Annotated in this window: 16 protein-coding genes; 7 read left to right on the top strand and 9 right to left on the bottom strand. The window is 74.7% G+C overall.

Annotation, left to right across the window (positions count from 1 at the left end):
* Positions 1-118 precede the first annotated feature (118 nt).
* Complete coding sequence (locus OG556_RS01470; protein WP_371515446.1) at positions 119-679, top strand: putative glycolipid-binding domain-containing protein; 561 nt, start codon at positions 119-121, stop codon at positions 677-679.
* 30 nt (positions 680-709) lie between these two features.
* Here OG556_RS01470 and OG556_RS01465 read toward each other — a convergent pair whose 3' ends face one another.
* Positions 710-1,450, bottom strand: a complete 741-nt coding sequence (locus tag OG556_RS01465; RefSeq protein WP_371515445.1) for an SOS response-associated peptidase — start codon at positions 1,448-1,450, stop codon at positions 710-712.
* Between the two features lie 48 nt (positions 1,451-1,498).
* Positions 1,499-2,242, bottom strand: coding sequence for a helix-turn-helix transcriptional regulator (locus OG556_RS01460; protein ID WP_371522517.1), 744 nt, complete (start codon positions 2,240-2,242; stop codon positions 1,499-1,501).
* Between the two features lie 54 nt (positions 2,243-2,296).
* On the opposite strand from OG556_RS01460, the gene OG556_RS01455 reads away from it, so the two are divergent.
* Positions 2,297-3,586, top strand: a complete 1,290-nt coding sequence (locus OG556_RS01455) for an MFS transporter (RefSeq protein WP_371515444.1) — start codon at positions 2,297-2,299, stop codon at positions 3,584-3,586.
* On the opposite strand, the gene OG556_RS01450 is transcribed toward OG556_RS01455, so the two are convergent.
* The gene (locus tag OG556_RS01450; RefSeq protein WP_371515443.1) at positions 3,576-4,421 is read right to left on the bottom strand and encodes a PaaX family transcriptional regulator C-terminal domain-containing protein; all 846 of its coding nucleotides are present in this window, start codon (positions 4,419-4,421) and stop codon (positions 3,576-3,578) included. The two genes, OG556_RS01455 and OG556_RS01450, sit on opposite strands and share 11 nt — an antisense overlap.
* A 67-nt stretch (positions 4,422-4,488) precedes the next feature.
* Between OG556_RS01450 and OG556_RS01445 the strand changes: the two genes are divergently transcribed.
* Both OG556_RS01445 and OG556_RS01440 read left to right on the top strand, forming a co-directional pair.
* Complete coding sequence (locus OG556_RS01445) at positions 4,489-5,511, top strand: alpha/beta hydrolase family protein (protein ID WP_371515442.1); 1,023 nt, start codon at positions 4,489-4,491, stop codon at positions 5,509-5,511.
* 51 nt (positions 5,512-5,562) lie between these two features.
* Entirely contained in the window at positions 5,563-6,750 is a 1,188-nt protein-coding gene (locus OG556_RS01440; protein WP_371515441.1) for a saccharopine dehydrogenase family protein, read from the top strand.
* 39 nt (positions 6,751-6,789) lie between these two features.
* On the opposite strand, the gene OG556_RS01435 is transcribed toward OG556_RS01440, so the two are convergent.
* The 4 genes from OG556_RS01435 to OG556_RS01420 all read right to left on the bottom strand — a co-directional run bounded on the left by OG556_RS01435 (position 6,790) and on the right by OG556_RS01420 (position 12,776).
* Positions 6,790-8,865: an RICIN domain-containing protein gene (locus OG556_RS01435; RefSeq protein ID WP_371515440.1), complete on the bottom strand. Its 2,076-nt coding sequence runs from the start codon at positions 8,863-8,865 to the stop codon at positions 6,790-6,792.
* 104 nt (positions 8,866-8,969) lie between these two features.
* Complete coding sequence (locus OG556_RS01430) at positions 8,970-11,408, bottom strand: RICIN domain-containing protein (RefSeq protein ID WP_371515439.1); 2,439 nt, start codon at positions 11,406-11,408, stop codon at positions 8,970-8,972.
* A gap of 214 nt (positions 11,409-11,622) precedes the next feature.
* Positions 11,623-12,372, bottom strand: coding sequence for a sulfite exporter TauE/SafE family protein (locus OG556_RS01425; protein ID WP_371515438.1), 750 nt, complete (start codon positions 12,370-12,372; stop codon positions 11,623-11,625).
* Complete coding sequence (locus tag OG556_RS01420; protein ID WP_371515437.1) at positions 12,369-12,776, bottom strand: rhodanese-like domain-containing protein; 408 nt, start codon at positions 12,774-12,776, stop codon at positions 12,369-12,371. The genes OG556_RS01425 and OG556_RS01420 overlap by 4 nt, the downstream gene beginning before the upstream one ends.
* A gap of 244 nt (positions 12,777-13,020) precedes the next feature.
* Here OG556_RS01420 and OG556_RS01415 point away from each other — a divergent pair, with 244 nt between their 5' ends.
* Positions 13,021-14,406 (top strand): rhodanese-like domain-containing protein, encoded by a 1,386-nt coding sequence (locus tag OG556_RS01415; protein ID WP_371515436.1) that lies wholly within the window; start codon positions 13,021-13,023, stop codon positions 14,404-14,406.
* A 182-nt stretch (positions 14,407-14,588) separates the two neighbouring features.
* Here the strand turns inward: OG556_RS01415 and OG556_RS01410 are convergent, their stop codons facing one another.
* Entirely contained in the window at positions 14,589-14,783 is a 195-nt protein-coding gene (locus tag OG556_RS01410) for a hypothetical protein (protein ID WP_371515435.1), read from the bottom strand.
* Positions 14,780-15,697 (bottom strand): LysR family transcriptional regulator, encoded by a 918-nt coding sequence (locus OG556_RS01405; protein ID WP_371515434.1) that lies wholly within the window; start codon positions 15,695-15,697, stop codon positions 14,780-14,782. Before OG556_RS01405 ends, OG556_RS01410 begins: the two co-directional genes overlap by 4 nt.
* Before the next feature lie 238 nt (positions 15,698-15,935).
* Between OG556_RS01405 and OG556_RS01400 the strand changes: the two genes are divergently transcribed.
* Together OG556_RS01400 and OG556_RS01395 are read left to right on the top strand one after the other, a co-directional pair.
* Entirely contained in the window at positions 15,936-16,649 is a 714-nt protein-coding gene (locus tag OG556_RS01400) for a class II aldolase/adducin family protein (RefSeq protein ID WP_371515433.1), read from the top strand.
* A 37-nt stretch (positions 16,650-16,686) separates the two neighbouring features.
* Positions 16,687-17,940, top strand: a complete 1,254-nt coding sequence (locus tag OG556_RS01395; protein WP_371515432.1) for an MFS transporter — start codon at positions 16,687-16,689, stop codon at positions 17,938-17,940.
* The last annotated feature ends 14 nt before the right edge of the window (positions 17,941-17,954 follow it).

Raw genomic sequence — 17,954 nt, 5'->3', positions numbered from 1 at the left:
CCCACGTACGGTTCCGCCCGCCCACCGTAGTCGCGGGCGGGCGCCGTGTCACCGGATCCCGCCGGCCGCCCGGAGCCGGGCGCGCGCCCCTGTCGGTACCGGACGGTAGCGTACCCGGATGATCTTGCACACCGTTCCCACCTGGCAGGTCACCGAGACGGGCGGCCTGGAGACGTCCTGGATCGAGCTCGGTGCCGCCGCCCTGCACGCCCGCGGCCGGGTCGCCGCCGCGCGGCCCGCGCCGTACTGGCTGACGTACGAACTGGAGACCGGCGAGGGCTTCGTCACCCGGCGGATGAGGGTCCGGGCCGAGAGCGCCGACGGCGTCCGCGAGCTGGAACTGCGTCAGGACGGCGGCCGCTGGAGCGTCGACGGCGTGGAACGGCCCGACCTGGCCGGCGCGCTGGACTGCGACCTCGGGCTCTCCCCGGTGACCAACACCCCGCCGGTGCTGCGCCACGGCCTCCACCGGGGCCCGGGCGAGCGGCACTTCCTGATGGCCTGGATCCGGGTGCCCGACCTGACGGTGCACCCCTCCCGCCAGACCTACACCCACCTCGGCCTGGACGGCGGGCGGGCCACCGTCCGCTACGCCTCCGGGGACTTCCGCAGCGACCTCGTGCTGGACCGGGACGGCCTGGTCCTCGACTACCCCGGGCTGGCCGGCCGGATCGTCTGACGGACGGACGGACGGGCGGCCGGGCGGGCGTCAGTCCGCCAGCCCCAGCGGGTCCGGGGCGGTGTCGAGCAGTTCCGGACCGTTGGCGCGGACGCTGTTGACGGCGGGGGAGACGGCCCGCACCCGCAGGGCGCCGTCGGCGGGGCGGCGCAGCAGGTGGTGGAGTTCGTCGGAGTCCGTGAGGTCGGGGGCGAGCCAGGCCGGCAGGTCGGCGGGGGCGATGGTGAGCGGCATCCGGTCGTGGACGCGCCCGGCGCTGTCGGTGGCGTCGGTGGTGATGACGGTGGCGGTGGCGAGCCAGGCCGCCGGGTCGTCCTCGGGCCGGGTGCGGTCGCGCCAGAACTCGTACAGGCCGGCCATCAGCATGACCGAGCCGGTGCTGAGGAAGTACGGCTGCTTGTACTTCTTCCGGTCGGCGGCGGGCACCTCGCGCCACTCGAAGTAGCCGTCGGCGGGGATGACGCAGCGCCGGGTGGTGAAGGCCTTGCGGAAGGCGGGCTTGAGGTGGACGGTCTCCGAGCGGGCGTTGATCATGCGGGCGCCGCCGGAGGGGTCCTTGGACCAGGACGGCACCAGGCCCCAGCGCAGCGGGCGCAGCTGCCGCAGCAGCTCGCCGCTCTCCCGGTCGAGGCGTTCCAGGACGGCGGGCACCGGGTCGGTGGGCGCCACGTTCCAGCTGGGCGCGAACGACTCGGCCGGATCCCAGCGCAGTTCCCCGAGCAGGGCGACGAGGTCCTGGGGTGTGGTGGTGGAGACGAAACGACCGCACATGCTTCCCACCCTGCCACCAGCGGCCGACAACACGCGGTCAGTACGAGGTCAGTACGCGGGGTGGCGGCCCGGGGTGTGGCCGAAGGTGCGGCGGAAGACGTCGATGAAGGCGCTCGCGGAGGACCAGCCGCAGCGGTGCGCGACCGTGGTGACGGGCAGGCCCTCGGCGAGCAGCACCAGCGCGTGGTGCAGCCGCAGCTGGGTGCGCCACTGCGGGAAGGTCATGCCGAGGTCGGCGCGGAAGAGCCGGGAGAGCGTGCGGTCGCTGGCGCCGACCGCCCGGCCCAGTTCGGTGAGGGTGCGCTGGTCGGCCGGATCGGCGCGGAGCCGATCGCAGACCGCGCGCAGCAGCGGTGTGGCGGGGGCGGGCAGGTGCAGCGGCTGCTGCGGCGAGGCGCGCAGCTGGTCGAGCAGGACGGCGCGCAGCCGGGCCCGTTCGGGGCTGTCGTCCTCGGGGGTGCGGGTGTAGGCGACGATCAGTTCGCGCAGCAGCGGCCCGACGGCGAGCACGGTCGGCCGGTCCAGGCCGAGCGGGTTCTCGGTGGCGGGCAGCCCGACCAGGTGGAGGTCCAGTTCACCGTGGGCCTGGTGGGCGTGCACGGTGCCGGCCGGGACCCAGATGGCCCGGGTGCCGGGGGCGACCCAGGAGCCGGCGTCGGTGGTGATGGCGAGCACGCCGCTGGCCGCGTAGGCGATCTGGTGGTCGTCGTGGCGGTGGGCGTCGATCCCGGCGCCGGAGGCCAGCAGCAGGACGCGGGTCGGGGCGACGGGGTCGTGGCGGATGTTCGGCATCACCTGGCAGATTATCGGAAGCCCGACAGGTGTCGCTGCGCCGAGCATGTCGGCATGCCGAAGACAACGCCTGACAACCTGCCGATAACTACGCCTACCAAGCCCACCAAGTCCAGTACGTCGAGTACGCCTGACAATCCGAAGAGGACACCCGGCAGGCGGGACTCCTCGATCACCCTGCTGTCCCTCGGACACGCCTGCGTGGACGTCTACCAGGGCGCGGTGGCCGCCCTGGTCCCGTTCTTCGTGGCCGAGCGCGGCTACGGCTACGCCGCCGTCTCGGGCGTGGTGCTCGCCGCCTCCCTGCTCTCCTCGGTGGCGCAGCCGCTGTTCGGCGCGATCACCGACCGCCACCCGCTGCCCTGGCTGCTGCCGGTCAGCACGCTGGTGGGCGGCGTGGGCATCGCGCTCAGCGGGGTGAGCGGCTCGTACCCGCTGACCCTGGCCTTCGTGGCGCTGTCCGGGGTCGGGGTGGCCGCGTACCACCCGGAGTCCGCCCGGGTCGCCCGGCTGGCTGCGCGGGACGGCCACCGGGGGATGGCCTGGTTCTCGCTGGGCGGCAACCTGGGCTTCGCGGCAGCCCCGCTGCTGGTGTCCGTGGTGGTCTCGGGCGGCGGCCTGCGGCTGACCCCGCTGCTGGTGCTGCCCGCGATCGCGGGCGCCGTCCTGTGCCTGCCGGTGCTGCGCGAGCTGGAGCGCCGGCGGGCCGCCGGGACGGCTCCGGCGCCGGTGGCCGGGGCCGACGACCGGGCCTCGTTCGTGCGGCTGTCGCTGGCCGTGGTGTTCCGCTCGATCGCCTTCACCGGCCTGAGCACCTTCCTCGCGCTGTTCGCCACCCAGCGGGTCGGCGGCGGTACGGCGGCGGGCACCGCGGCGCTGGTGGTGCTGTACGCGGGCGGCGCGGTGGGTTCGGTGCTGGGCGGCGCGCTGGCGGACCGCTGGGGCCGGGTCGCGGTGGCGCGCTGGTCGTACCTGGTGGCGGCGGTGGCCGTGGCGGGCGTGGTGCTGGTGCCGGGCCCGGCGCTGTACGTCTTCGTGGCGCTGACCTCGGCGGGCCTGTACGTGCCGTTCTCGTTGCAGGTCACGCTGGGGCAGGACTACCTGCCCTCGCGGATCGGCACCGCCAGCGGGATCACGCTGGGCCTGACCGTCAGCATCGGCGGCCTGGCGAGCCCGGTGATCGGCGGCCTCGCCGACGCGACCTCGCTGCGCACCGCCCTGCTGCCGCTGGTGCTGATGCCGGTGCTGAGCTGGCTGCTGTTCCGGACCCTGCCGGAGCCCGTCGCGCCTGCTGCGGCGGCCGCGACGGAGGCGACCGAGCCGGGTCCGGCGGCTACGCGGTGACGGCCGCGACGACCTCGGCGTAGGCGTCGAACAGCCGGGGCGTGCCCGGCCCGGGGTCGGCGAGCAGCAGCGCCCAGCAGCGGGCGACGAGTTCGCGGGCCGCGGTGCCGGGCCAGGGCTGGGGCAGGAGCTCCGGCGGCAGCAGCGGGTCGGGCTCCACGGCCTCGGTGAAGGCGGCGGCCAACTCCAGGGCGACGGTGAGCAGTTCGGGGCCGGTGAGGCCCTTCTCCAGCCGGGCGAGGCGGTCGGCCGCGACCTCGGCGAGCCGTTGGTGGCCCTCGGCGACCTGCTCCAGCGGCCACCAGTTCCGGGCGAGCGCGCGGGGGTCGTCGGTCTCGCCGGTGCGCAGGTCGCGGCTGGTGAGGAGGGTGAGGTGGTCGCGCACGTCCAGGGCGGCGGCCTCGGCGAGGACGTCCTCCTCCCAGGGGTGCGGCGAGACGTAGAGGCCGTTCTGCACCGGGGCGCCGCCGAGCCGGAGGATCGCCTCGCGCAGCGCGTCGCGGGCGGGCCGGGCGTGCTCGGGGACGGCGAATCCCGCGAGGTGCCAGACGCCGTCCCAGGGGGCCCGGCCGCGGTCCTGGGCGTACATCAGCGCCACGTACCCGACGTCGGGGTCGATCGAGCGCCGGGTCTCGGCGGTGGCCCGCAGCAGGGCCCGGCGGCCGCGCCCCTCCTGGACGAACCGCCCGTCGCCGGTGAGGCGCTTGACGGTCAGCCGGACCTGCTGGTCGGTCATCCCGAGCAGGCCGGCCACGGTGTAGAGGTCGCCGCAGTCGACCGTGCCGTCCGTACGGACCATCGCCTCGACCAGCACCCGGGTCGGAATCTCCACCATGGCGACCATCCTAATGCGTTCACATCTGATACGTTCGTTTTAAGAACGATAGATTGGTGGATCGAAGATGCGCAGGCGATGGCTGCTGTGGGGATCACTGCTGTCCGTGGTGGTGCTCCTGCTCGGCGCGGGCGGCTGGGTGGTGTACCAGAACGAGTACGACCTCAAGGAGGAACGCGTCACCATCACCGGCGGCAAGCAGCCGCTGCACGGCGTCCTCGCCCGCCCGACCGGCGGCCGCACCCCCGCCGGCCTGGTCGTCTTCGTCCACGGGGACGGCCCCACCAACGCCACCCACGACACCTTCTACCGGCCGATCTGGGAGGCCATCGCCAAGGCCGGCTACGCCTCCCTCTCCTGGGACAAGCCCGGCGTCGACGGCGCCCCCGGCAACTGGCTCGACCAGAGCATCCAGGACCGCGCCGACGAGACCGTCGCCGCGATCGACTGGGCAAAGCGGCAGCCCGGCATCGACCCCGCCCGGATCGGCCTCTGGGGCGCCAGCCAGGCCGGCTGGGTGATGCCCAAGGCCGCCCGGCAGTCCCCGGACGTCAGGTTCGTGATCGCCGTCGCCCCCGCCCTCAACTGGCTCCAGCAGGGCCGCTACAACCTGCTCGCCGAGCTGAGGAAGAAGCGCGCCACCCCGGCCGAGACCGAGGCCGCCATCGCGCGCAGCGACCGGACCCTCGCCGCCCTCCGGGCCGGCCGGACCTTCGAGCAGTACCGGGACGGCGGCGGCGACGTCGACGGCCTCACCCCGCAGCGCTGGGACTTCAACCGCCGCAACCACACCTCCGACGCCACCGACGACCTCGCCGCCCTCCGGGTGCCGGTCCTGCTCCTCCTCGGCGGGCGCGACATCAACGTCGACAGCGACGACACCGAGGCCGGCTACCGCAGGATCCTCACCGCGCCCGGCCAGCTCCGGGTCAAGCGCTACCCGGACGCCACGCACAACATCGTCCCCGAATCCGTCGAGGACTCCGAACTGCAGAGCACCCTCCTCGCGATCGCCGCACCCCGCTCGCTGTTCAGCCCCGGCTACCTCGACGAGCACCGCAGCTTCCTGACCTCGCTCGGGCAGCGCTGACGGACCAGCCGCACAGCCGGTGGACACGGACCGGCGGAAGGAGAAACGACGATGAGAGTGCTCGCCCTCGGCGGAGCGGGAGCGATGGGCCGCGTCGCCGCCCGGGTCGCCGCCCGACTGCCCGGCGTCCACGAACTCGTGATCGCCGACCGGGACCCGGACGCCGCCCGCCGCACCGCCACCGCCCTCGCCGGCGGCCCGGTGCCGGTCCGGGCCCGCCAGGTCGACGTCACCGACGGGGCGCAACTGCACGCCGCCCTCGCGGAAGCCGACGCCGTCCTCAACACCGTCGGCCCGTACTACCGCTTCGGCCTCGGCGTGCTGCGCGCGGCGATCCGCACCGGCACCCACTACCTGGACATCTGCGACGACTGGGAACCCACCGTCGCCATGCTGGAACTCGACGGCGAGGCCCGCGCCGCCGGCGTCCGCGCCGTGATCGGCCTGGGCGCCAGCCCCGGCGTCAGCAACCTGCTCGCCGCCCGGGCCGCCGCCCGCCTCGACACCCTGACCGACGTCTACACCGCCTGGCCCGTCGACGCGGGCGCCGAACCCGACGACACCTCCCTGCTCGGACCGGACGGCGCCCCGCTCGCGGCCGCCGTGCACTGGATGCAGCAGATCAGCGGCACGGTCGCGGTGGTCGACGGCGGCCGGATCGTCCAGCGGCCCCCGCTGCGGCCGGTCGCCCTCGACCTGCCCGGCGGCCACCGCGGCACCGCGTACACCGTCGGCCACCCCGAACCGGTCACCCTGCACCGCAGCCTGCGGCCCGGCGGCGCGGCCGCCAACCTCATGGTCGTCACCGCCCGGACGGCCGCCTACCTGGACGTCCTGCGGGACGACCTCGACGCCGGGCGCCTGCGCAACGAGACCGCCGCCGTCGCCCTCGACCGCCCCACGCTGCGCCGCACCCTGCGGGCCGCCGCCCGCGCGGCCCGCTTCCCCGGCCCCGGCAGCCTCCCCGGCTTCTTCGCCGCCGCCACCGGCAGACGCGACGGCCGACCGGTCACCGTCCTCGCCCGGCTCACCGGGGCCGAGGCCCTGCTCGGCGACATGGCCGAGAGCACCGGCGTGCCGGCGGCCCTCGGCCTCGCCCAGCTCCTGGACGGCGGCGTCCGCGCCCCGGGCGTCCACCCGCCCGAGGCGGCGATCGACGCCGAGCGCTTCTTCGCCGACCTGGCGCGCCACTGGCCGGGCGTCGGCGTCGTGGTGGAGGAGGAGCGCCCGGGGTCGTGATCAGGCGACGCGGTCAGGAGACGCGGTCAGGAGACGCGATCAGGACACGACGCCCCAGCCCTGTCCGGGGGCTGCGCCGTCGGCCGCGTCCGTGGTCACGGTCGAACCCGCCGTGCCGGTGCGGGCGTTGAGGACCAGGCCGGTGGCGACGTTGGTGATGGTGAGCGTGCCGGTGGCGCCGTCCTGGGTGACCCGCCACTCCTGCCAGCGGTTGCCGGGCGAGTAATCGAGCAGGTAGGCGCTGTTGCCGGGGTCGGTGCCGGCGGCGAGCACGGTGTGCGCGTGGGTGGCGGTGGCGCAGTTGTCGGCGATCCGCACGGTGCCGTCCGGGTTGCTGGTGAAGGTCCACTGCTCGGAGGTGTGCGTGGGCCACCAGGTGTTGACGTCGGCGACGGCGCCGAGCGGCGAGCTGCACGTCCCCGCCACTTCGAGGACCAGGCCGCCGCTGCCGCCGGCGCCGATCGCGTGGTAGCGACCGTCGTCGACCACCGCGGCCGGTCCGGTGGCCGGCCGGGCGCTGAGCCGGTACAGCGCCACGCCGTGCGGGGCCACGGAGGCGCCGAGCGTGCCCGTGACGGTCGAACTCGCGCCCGTCCACAGCTCCTTGGCGGTGTAGCCGGGCCCGGTGAGGCCGAGTTCGCCGAGGCTGGTGCTCACCGTGCGGCTCGCGGCCGGGTCCTGGTTGACGAGCAGCACGGCGGTGTCGCCGTTCGCCAGCCGCCGCTGGAGGACGACCGGCGCGGTGGCGTTCGCGGGCTTGGCGCCGACCAGTGTGGCGGGCTTGGCCAGGGCGTCCTGGTCGATCGCTATGACGTCGCGGTTCCTCAGGACCGCCAGGCTCGCGGCGTCGATCCCGGTGGACCAGGTGTGGCCGTCCGCGCTGTGCTGGGACTGCGCGGCGGTGCGCAGGTCGGCGCCGGAGACCAGCGGGGCGGCGAGCATCGCGAGGACGGAGGTCTCGGTGCGGGACTCGTCGTCGGTGAACGGCTTGTGGCAGGTGCAGGTGTCGGTGGTGCCCCAGGCGCCGTAGACGTCCTGCCAGCCGGTGAACATCATGTCGAGGTCGTTCCAGCTGCCCGGGCGCACGTTGCCGGGGTACTGCAGCGCGGTCTGCAACTGCCCGTTCCAGAGCACCCCGTCGAGCTCGCTGTCGCGGTCGCCGCCGATCCGGCAGAGGTTGGCGACCTGGCCGCACCAGACGCCGGTCGGCGCGTAGCCGGGCGCCTGGAACGGCGCGGTGCCGGCGGCCTGCACGACCGGGTCGGTGCGCGCCGGGTCGTCGGCCGCGAGCAGGTACGGGACGCCGGTGTGGGCGGGCTGGGCGGAGACGCTGAGGGTGACCTTGGGCCGGCCCTGCGTGGCGGAGGCGGCGTCGAGGGCGTGCTGGAAGGTCTGGACGCGGGCGTAGATCGAGCGGGTGAGCTCCTTCCCCTCGCCCTGGGTGTAGTAGTTGTGGCCGTCCGGGCCGGTGATCTGCGGGCCGTAGGGGCAGTCGTCGTACTTGACGTAGTCGACGCCCCAGGAGACGAAGTCGCTCGCGTCGGTGCTCTCGTGGCCGAGGCTGCCGGGGTGCATCTGGCAGGTGAGGTAGGTGTCGGTGGCGTAGAGGCCGAACTTCATGCCCTTGCCGTGCGCGTACTGGGCGAGGTACTCGATGCCGTTGACGGTCCGCCCGTTGACGGTCTGCGAGGGGAAGTGGTCCGGGCGGGGGAGGAGGTGGCCGGAGGTGGGGTCGTTGCCGGTGCCGTCGGTGCCGCTGACGGGGTTCCCGGCGGCGTCCTGGAGCTGGAGGCCGCCGTCGGCGTTGCGGACCAGGTCGGTGGTCTGGCCGTCGCGGTGCCAGAGCGACCAGCCGTCGTCGATGGTGACGGTGTCGTAGCCCGCCGCCACCAGGCCGTTGGCGGCCATGAAGTCGATGGTCTGGACGACCTGCTCCTCGGTGACCTCGGTGCCGAGGGAGTTCCAGGAGTTCCACCCCATGGGCGGGGTGAGGGCGTTGCCGTTGCCCAGGGCGGCGGCGGGGGCGGCCGTGCCGAGGGTGAGGGCGCCGAGGCCGGTGGCGGCGAGGGCCAGCGCGAGCACGGGTGCCGCGAGGCGGTGGGGGATGTGGCGCATGCGCGCTCCTGAGGGTGTGGGGGAGGTGACGGTTCGTCAGGTGGATCGGGGTGTGCGGCCGACCGGTTGGGGGCCGGTCGGCCGGAAGGGTGGTGCGGAGGGGGTCAGTCCGTGACGGCGGCGCTCGCGGTGCGCCCGGGGGCGACGGTGACGGTGGCGTAGGTGTAGCTCACACCGTCGACGGTCCTGGTGCGGGTGGGCCGGGCCTTGCCGTCGACGGTGATCCCGCCGTGCGGGCCGGCGAAGCGGGCCTCCCAGGTGAGCGGCGCGCGGCCGGTGTTGGTGACGGTGCTGCTGCGGTGGCCGTCGTGCCGGACGGTGACCGAGCCCGCGCCGACCGGGATGTCGGCGACCTCCAGCCAGCCCATCGAGGCGGGCAGCCGGGAGGCCGTCACGAGGGTGTGCGCGGCGGCGTCGGGCTCGACGCCGAGCAGGCCCTGCACGGTCTGGCTGAGCAGCGTGAACGGGACCTCGGGGTAGTCGCCGTTGAGCAGCCGCCCGGTGGCGTGGAGCCGGCCGACGCCCTGGTAGATCTGCCGCATCCACTTCCAGGCGGTGTCGCCGTCCTGGTTGGCGAAGAAGGCGTCGGGCAGGTAGGTGTAGGCCTCCAGGTTGGTCGAGCGCTGCGGGCCGGAGTCGGCGGCGTCGATGGCGGCGAGGAGGGCGTCGCGGCGCGGGCCGGGGTCGAGCAGCTGCTTGACCGGCATCAGCACGCTGGACTCGTAGCCCCAGCCGGTCACCGGCTTGCCGGTGGTGTCGTAGCCGTGCACGACCTCGCCGGGCTGCTGCCGGTCCACGCTCCAGGTGGTGTTGACGTAGTCGCGCAGCGCGGTGGCGGCCTGCCGGTAGCCGGTGGCGGCGGCGGTGTCGCCCTTGGCGGCGGCCAGGGTCGCGGCGGCGAGGTACGCCTGGTACTGGGCGCCGATCGCGTCGCCGGCCTCGGCGTAGGTGCTGGAGGCGTTCTCGGCGTAGCTCGCGGTGCCGGCGAAGATGCTGCGGCTGGTGGCCTGGGGGATGGGGAGGCCGCCGTTGTCGACCGGGCCGGGGTGCTGGGCGATGAAGGGGCCGAGGGTGTTGCGGACGTAGCCGCTCAGCGCGGGGTCGTCGGCGTAGTCGCGGTCCCCCGTCCACCGGTAGGCCTCGCCGGCCTTCTCGACCAGCTCGAACGGCGCGGGCAGCTCGCGCACGAAGCGGTCGGGGCTCCGGTAGTCGATGCTGCCGTACGTCCTGGCGTCGAAGTTGAGGGCCCAGACCGGGTAGAGCTTGTTGGTCTCGGTGGCGGAGGCGGCGAAGCCGCGCAGCATGGTCTTGTTCTCGGCGTCCAGGCCGAGCAGGTGGGCGCCGACCAGCTGGTGGGCGAAGTCGCGGCTGTAGAAGTCGGAGCGGAACGGGTAGCCGGCCCAGTAGGTGGTGTCGTAGGTGGTGGTGCCGGTGCCGCCGGGGTTGTTCTCGTCCTGGTTGAGCACGCCGGTGGTGCCGGCCTGCTGCACCCAGCTGTTGGCCTTGGTCTTGGCCCAGTCGAACAGGGCGACGACCTCGGGGTCCGAGGAGCTGATCCTCGGGTCGCCGGGGGCGGACGGGGCGACGGAGGCGTCGTCCGCGTTGATCCAGCCGGTGGGGGAGGAGTCGATGCCGAGGGTGAGCCGGTCGCCGGCCGCGACGTGCACCCGGGGCAGGGTGTACTTCGCGTAGACGGGCTGCTCGGGCAGGGGCAGCGAGCGGATCACGGTGCCGTTGACGCTGACCGAGAAGGTGCCGCCGGCGCCGCCGGTGGCGATCCAGGCGGACAGGTCGTAGCTGCCGGCGGTGACGGCGGTGACCTGCTGGGCGATCCGGTGGCCGGAGCCGGCGTCGAGGTAGGCGAGCCGGGTGCCGCCGTGCGGGTTGTTGGTGGCGACGCCGGTGTGCTCGGTGAACGTCCAGCCGTCCGTGCCCTGTTCGAAGCCGGGGTCGGTAAGGGTGAGCGGTTCGCTGCGGGTGAGGGTCCAGCGGTGGGCGGGCCGGGCGTCGCAGCGGCGGCGGTCAGCGGCGCTGCTCTGCTCGCCGTTCTGCTCGTGGCCCGCTGCGCCGTTCTGCTCGTGGTCGCCTGCCGTGGTGAGGCAGGCGCCGTGTGCGGTCAGGGTGTGACTCCCGCCCGGTGCCGGGGAGATGGCGAAGGTCTCGGCGGTGGGGTCGGTGCCGCAGTCGGCCGTGCCGGGGCGCCGCCCGGTGCCGTCGAGGGTCAGGCAGCGTCCGCTCGCGGCGTTGACCAGCCGGTAGCCGTCGGTGGTGCGGTGCAGCTGCCAGCGTTGGCTGAGCAGCCCCTGGCAGGCCGTGCCGACGACGGGCGTTCCGGCCGCCGGCTGCGCGTACTGCGGGCCGAGGCAGCCGCCGTCCAGGACGGAGCCGAGGACGTAGCCGCCGCCGCCGACCAGCGGGGCCGCGCCGTCGGCGTGGGCCGGTCCCGCGCCGACGGCCTGGACGGCGAGGACGGCCAGGACCGCCAAGCCCGAGGGCAGGGCGCGGACCGGTCGGCGGCGCGGGGCGCGGGTGGGGGGCATCATCGGGGCTCTCCTGTCGGACGGGTGGCGGTGCGTCAGGGGGCGGGGCAGCGTGCGTCGACAGGGGTTTGAACGTTCAAATCCCCGGGGCGGCGCTGGGTGACATGTGCAATGTCACATGCCCATCCGAGTCGCGTCAACGGTCGGCGCACGGTCGGCTGCCGCCCTCCGGACCCGCCTTCCGGGTTCGCGCGCCCGGGGCTGGGGCCGCCCGGGGTCAGCGCAGGGCGGTGACCAGCATCAGCGCGGCCACGCCGAGCAGGGCGAACGCGAAGGCCCGTTGCAGGGCGCGCCCGCTGAGCCGGTCGGCGAGCCGCTTGCCGTCCCAGGCACCGAGGATCGCGGCCCCGGTGAAGGGTGCGGCCACGGCCCAGTCGATGGCGCCGGTCGCGCCGAGGCGGGGCAGCAGCGCGGCCAGCGCGTTGGCGGTGATCACCAGCAGGCTGGTGCCCACCGCCTCGGCCATGGTGAAGGCGAGCACCGAGACCAGTGCGGGGACGGCGAGGAACCCGCCCCCGACACCCAGCAGCCCGGTGACGGCGCCGAGCCCGGCACCGGTCGCCGCCGAGCGGCCCCACCCAGCGGCGGAACGTTCCTGCGCGGCGGCCTTCGGCGGCACCAGCATCCGCCAGGCGGCCAGCCCGGCCAGCACCGCGAACGCGCCGGTCAGCAGCGCCCCGGACAGGTGCGCCGAGAGCGCCCCGGCGGCCGTGGCGGCGGGCAGCCCGGCGGCGGCGAACAGCGCGCCGGTGCGCCAGCGGACCCGGCCCGCCCGGGCGTGCGCGAGCAGGCCGGTCAGCGAGGTCGCGGCGACGATCACCAGGGCGGCCGTGGTGGCCAGGGCCGGGCTGAAGCCGAGCAGGTAGACCAGTGCGGGGACGGCGAGCATGCTGCCGCCCCCGCCGAGGCCGCCGAGGGCGAGGCCGACCACGGCCCCGGCGGCCAGCGCCAGGAGCAGCGCGGTCATATCGCGTCCCCGGCGCCCCTGGAGCTCCCGGCGCTGCTGCTGTCGCCGGTGCCGCCGCTGGTGCCGCCGCCCGGCGTGGTGACCGGCAGTCCGGCCCGCTCCCAGGCGGACATGCCGCCGACGACGTTCAGCACCTCGACGCCGCGCTCGGCGAGCAGCTGCGCCGCCCGCGCGGAGCGGTTGCCCGAGTGGCAGATCGCCAGGACGAGCCGTCCGCCCGCCTCGGGCGGCAGCGGTTCGCGGGCGGCCAGGGCGATCAGCGGCAGGTGGAGGGCACCGGGGGCGTGGCCGGCCGTGAACTCGCCGCGCTCCCGGACGTCGAGCAGGACGGCTGCGCCGGTGCGGACGAGCCGGTGGGCCTGGGCGGGGGTGGTCTGCCCAGGGTTGGGCGGCAGCGGGGGCATGCAGTTCTCCGATGGTGTGGTGCGGGCCGGGCGTCCTGGAGGTGTCGGTGCCTCCTCGGCGCCACCCGTCTCCGACGGCGACGGCCGGCCCGCGCGATGTCCACCATAGTACCCCCGGGGGTATTATCGACTTCGTTCGGTGATACCCCGCCCCGTATCGACCGTGGGGCCGCATGCTGGCGCATATACCGGTGGGGGTATCGAGATTACGCCGAGGCGCCCGACGCCGCCCAGGAGGTTCCCCGTGTACTTTGCCCAGTTCTACCTCGACTGCCTCTCCCAGGCCTCGTACCTGATCGCCGACGAGCGCACCGGCCGTGCCGTCGTGGTCGACCCCCGCCGCGACGTCGACGAGTACGTCGCCGACGCCGAGGCCCGCGGCCTCACCGTCGAGGCCGTCATCAACACCCACTTCCACGCCGACTTCCTGGCCGGCCACCTCGAACTGGCCGACCGCACCGGCGCCTGGATCGGCTACGGCCGCCGGGCGGAGACCGAGTACCCCATCCGCAAGCTCGCCGACGGCGAACGGATCGTCCTCGGCGACGTCACCCTCCAGATCATGGAGACCCCCGGGCACACGCCCGAGTCGATCAGCATCCTGGTCTTCGAGCAGCCCGACGACGCCGTCCCGTACGGCGTGCTCACCGGCGACGCGCTGTTCATCGGCGACGTCGGCCGCCCCGACCTGCTCGCCTCCACCGGCGTCACCGCCGACGAACTCGGCGCCATGCTCTACGACAGCGTCCACCGCAAGCTGATGGGTCTGCCCGACGAGACCCTGGTCTTCCCCGCCCACGGCGCCGGCTCGGCCTGCGGCAAGAACCTCTCCACCGAGAAGCGGTCCACCATCGGCACGCAGCGCCGGACCAACTACGCCTGCCGGCCCATGGACCAGGACACCTTCGTCCGCATCGTCACCGCCGGCCAGTCCACCGCCCCCGCCTACTTCGGCCACGATGCCGCCCTCAACCGGCAGGACCGCCCGCTGCTCGACCCCACGAACGCCGCCGCCCCGCTGTGCCCCGAAGGCTTCAGCGAGGCCCGAGCCGCCGGCGCCGTCGTCCTCGACGCCCGCAGCCCCCAGGACTTCGGTGCCGGACACGTCCGAGGCGCCATCAACGTCCCCCTCGACGGCCGCTTCGCCGAACAGGCCGGCACCGTCCTCACCCCCGACAGTGCCATCGCGATCATCGCCCCGCAGGACCGTGAGAACGAGGTCATCACCCGCCTCGCCCGCATCGGCTTCGACCGCATCGCCGGCTACCTGCGCAACCCCGACAACGCCCTGCCCGCCCTCGCCGACGACCTCACCCCCGCCGGCCGCCTCACCGCCGACCAACTCCGCACCACCCTCACCGGCGACCAGCCCCCCACCGTCCTGGACGTGCGCACCTGCGGCGAACGCGAAACCGGCTCCATCGAAGGATCCCTGCACATCCCCCTGGCCGAACTCCCCACCCGCCTCGCCGAGATCCCCACCGACCACCCCCTGGTCGTCCACTGCGCCGGCGGCCACCGCTCCTCCATCGCCGCCAGCCTGCTCCGCCACCACGGCCACCCCGACGTCTCCGACCTCCTCGGCGGCTACGGCGCCTGGCGCACCCTCACCCACCCCACCCGGGCCTGAACCCAGCCGCCCCAGCCCACCCCCCGGTCCGGGCCGCGGACACTCCCGAAGGCAGCGCCCGCCACGCGACCCCAGGGCGCAATCCCGGTCCCCCGGGGGCACGCGCCCACCGCGTCCGGCAGTTCCGCTCCGTCCGCCGGGTCGGCGAGCCCCTCGCAGCGCAGCAACCACCGGTGGAACACTCACCAGCCGGTCGGCGCCGCCGATTCGGGCAGCAGCCGGGGGCCGGTGTTGGGGAAGAGGCGGAGGCCGGTGTCGGTGAAGCCGGGGCGGTCGGCGGCTCGGGCGCCGTCGCCGAGGAACCAGGTCGGGCCGCGGTGGCAGCCGGGTTCGATCTCGCCTGCGGTTCCATGCTGGTGCGGGCCGTCGCGCGTCACGGGGGTGTCTGGCGGCCGGCCGCTTCGCGGATGCGGGCGCGTAGCCAGCGGTGGGACGGGTCGTTCTCGTGGCGGGGGTGCCACAGCATGCTGACGCGGAGCGGCTTCACGGCCAACGGCACCGGGAAGGTGGCCAGTTCGAGCGCGTCGGCCAGGCTGTCGGCCAGGGTGGCCGGTGCGATCCCGACGAGGTGGCCGGTGGCGATCAGGCGCAGGGCCGTGGTGAACCCGGGCACGGAGATCGCGACGGTGCGCTGAACTCCCTCGGCCTCCAGCAGTCTGTCGACTGCGGTGCGCAGGCGGCCGTGACGGGAGACCACGACGTGGTCCCACGCCGCGAAGCGGGCCGGTGTGACCTCGCCTCGGCTCAGCGGGTGGCCGGCGCGGACCACGCCGAGCAGCGGGTCGCGGACCAGTCCTTCGGCGCGGAGGTCGGCCTCCTTGGGGGCGTTGACGCTGATCGTGACATCGGCGGTGCCCTCGCGCACAGCCGCGCTCTCGTCGGCCGCCCGCCCCTCGCTGAGGAAGCGCAGTTGGACGCCGGGGGCTTCGGCCCGTACGAGGGTCAGCAGGTCTTCGCCGAAGCACCCGATCAGGTCCTCGGGTGCCAGGACGGTGAAGGTACGGCGCCAGGCGGCCGGCGCGTCATCCTCAGCGGGCCCCAGCAGGTTCTGGGCGTCCTCGACCAGGGCCCGCACCCGCGGACGCAGCGCCAGTGCGTGCGCGGTCGGCTTCAGTCCGCGGCTGGAGCGCACCAGCAGGGGATCGCCGAACGCGGTCCGCAGTCGTCCCAGGGCCCGGCTGACGGCCGGAACCGACAGGTCCAGCCGGCGGGCCGCGGCGGTGACGCTGCCCTCTTCCAGCACGGCATCGAGGACGACGAGGAGATTGAGGTCGAGGGACGTGACTTTCACCTAGTGAAAATAGCACTTGCACTCTTTTCACTGGTCGCAATCCGCAGCCGGTCCTAGGGTCGGGAGCACCGCGGCAGGCGGCGGCCCCGAGGTCCCGGGTTCGCGCGGCCCGAAGTCACCGAGTACACGGTCCGAAGACCCCCGGCGCACAAAAGAGGGGACGGCTGCCGCGGCGGTGGCCCCGTCGAACGGGGCGGCCCGAGAACGGGCCCGGACACGACATCAAGGAGCACGATCCATGACGGACGGCACGATTGACGACCCGGTCGCGCTGGTCGCGCTGGGCAGCCGGGCGCTGGCCGCGGCCGGGCACGGTGACATGGTGTGGGGACACCTGGCGGTCCGCGATCCGGACGGGCGTGGCGTGTGGATGAAGTCGGCCGGCTGGGGCTTGGAGGAGATCACCCCCGAGCGCGTTCTGCTCGTCTCGTGGACCGGTGAGCAGTTGGCGGGAACCGGACGGGTCCACCTCGAACACCACCTCCACACCGCGCTCATGCGGGCCCGGCCCGAGGTGCACGCCAGCGTCCACACCCACTCCCCGACGGTCAACGCCTTCAGCGCGCTCGGCGAACCGCTGCGTGCGCTCGGCCACGACGCCGTCGTCTTCGCCGAGCACGGCCTGCCCCGGTACACCGCCACCGACAACCTCGTCCGCACCCCCGCACTGGGCCGCGCGCTCGCGGCCGACCTCGGTGGCGCCCGCGCCTGCCTGATGCCCGGACACGGCCTGGCGGCGGTCGGCCGCGACACCGCCCACGCGGTCATGTACGCGATCCTGCTCGAACGGGCCTGCCGGACCCAGCTCACCGCCCGGGCCGCGGGCGAGCTCCGGCACTGGACCGGCCACCAGGAATGCTTGGAGAAGGACGCGGTGGCCTGGCCCGACAGTCAGATCGACGCCGGATGGCAGTACTGGCAACGCCGTGCCGCACTCCTCCCGGCCCGCTGACCCTCACCGGAACGCCCACGCGAAAGGAACCCGGCCCGTGGAACCGCACACCGCCCCGATACCGACCCTGCCGACGACGCCCGCAGCCGGGACCGCCGCCGCCCCCGGCACGGGCGTCCCCGGCGGCCGCCGGCGCGCCGGCACCTGGGCCGTCGCCGGCGCCTTCTGGGCCGTCACGGCCGGGACGACGGTGCCCACACCCCTCTACCCGCTGTACGAGCGCGCCTTCGGCTTCTCTCCGTTCGCCGTGACCGTGGCCTTCGCGGTCTACGCGTTGGCCGTGGTCGCGGGACTGCTGGCACTCGGCGGACTCTCCGACCGGTACGGCCGCCGCCCGGTTGCCGCCGCGGCGCTGCTCACCGCCCTGGCCGCCGCCGCCGTGTTCCTGCTCGCCGAGAACCTGACGGCCCTGCTGGTCGGACGGGTGCTGTCCGGGCTGGCCGCCGCGCTCATCACCGGGACCGCCACCGCCCACCTGGCGGAACTGGCGCCCGCCGGCGGCCGGTTCCGTGCCGGGCGGCGGGCGCTCGCCGCGAACATGGGCGGCCTGGCCTGCGGCCCGCTGCTCGCGGCCGTGCTCGCCGACACCACCGCCTGGCCGCTGCGAACCGTCTGGGTGGTCGCGGCGGCCCTGCTGCTGGCAGCGCTGGCCGCACTCACCGTGGCTCCCGAGACCGTGACGCCGGGGGAGCGGGGAACCGGTTCGGCGGCCCGCGGGCCCCGTGTGCCCACGGCGATCCGCACGGAGTTCCGGCGCGCCGTGCTCGCCGCGGGCGCGGGGTTCGCCGTCCTCGGCGTGCTCACCGCGGTGACCGGGCTGTTCCTGGCCGAAGTCGCGCACCTCCACAGCCACCTGGCGGCCGCGGCAACCGTCTCCCTCGCTTTCGCCTGCACCGGTACGGGCCAGCTCCTGGCCGCACGGCTGGGCCGCGCCGCCCTGCCCGCGGCGTGCGTCGGGCTGATCGTCGCGGCCGGGCTGATCGCCGCCGCCGTGGCGGCGGCCTCCCTCCTGCCGCTTCTCGGCGCGGCGTTGACGGCCGGCCTGTCGACTGGTGTCGCGGTCGGCCACGGAATCGCGCTCATCGGCACGCGTACTCCGCCCGAGACCCGCAGCCGTACCGTCTCGGCCTTCTTCGCCGTCCTGTACACCTTGCTGGCCCTGCCGGCCGTCGGCGTCGGCGCGCTGATCGGCGCCGTCGGACTGCGCACCGCCGCCGGCGTCTTCGCCGCCGCGGTCGCCGTCCTGGCGTCCGCCGTCCTCCTGACCCAGCAGGGACCCGCCCGTCGGTGACTCCCGGATACCAG

Origin of the sequence: Kitasatospora sp. NBC_01300, from assembly GCF_041435235.1 — a bacterium.
In the GTDB taxonomy this organism is placed as follows: domain Bacteria; phylum Actinomycetota; class Actinomycetes; order Streptomycetales; family Streptomycetaceae; genus Kitasatospora.
Note: the sequence above shows the minus strand (reverse complement) of the source record. Positions and strands in the feature narration are given on the sequence as shown.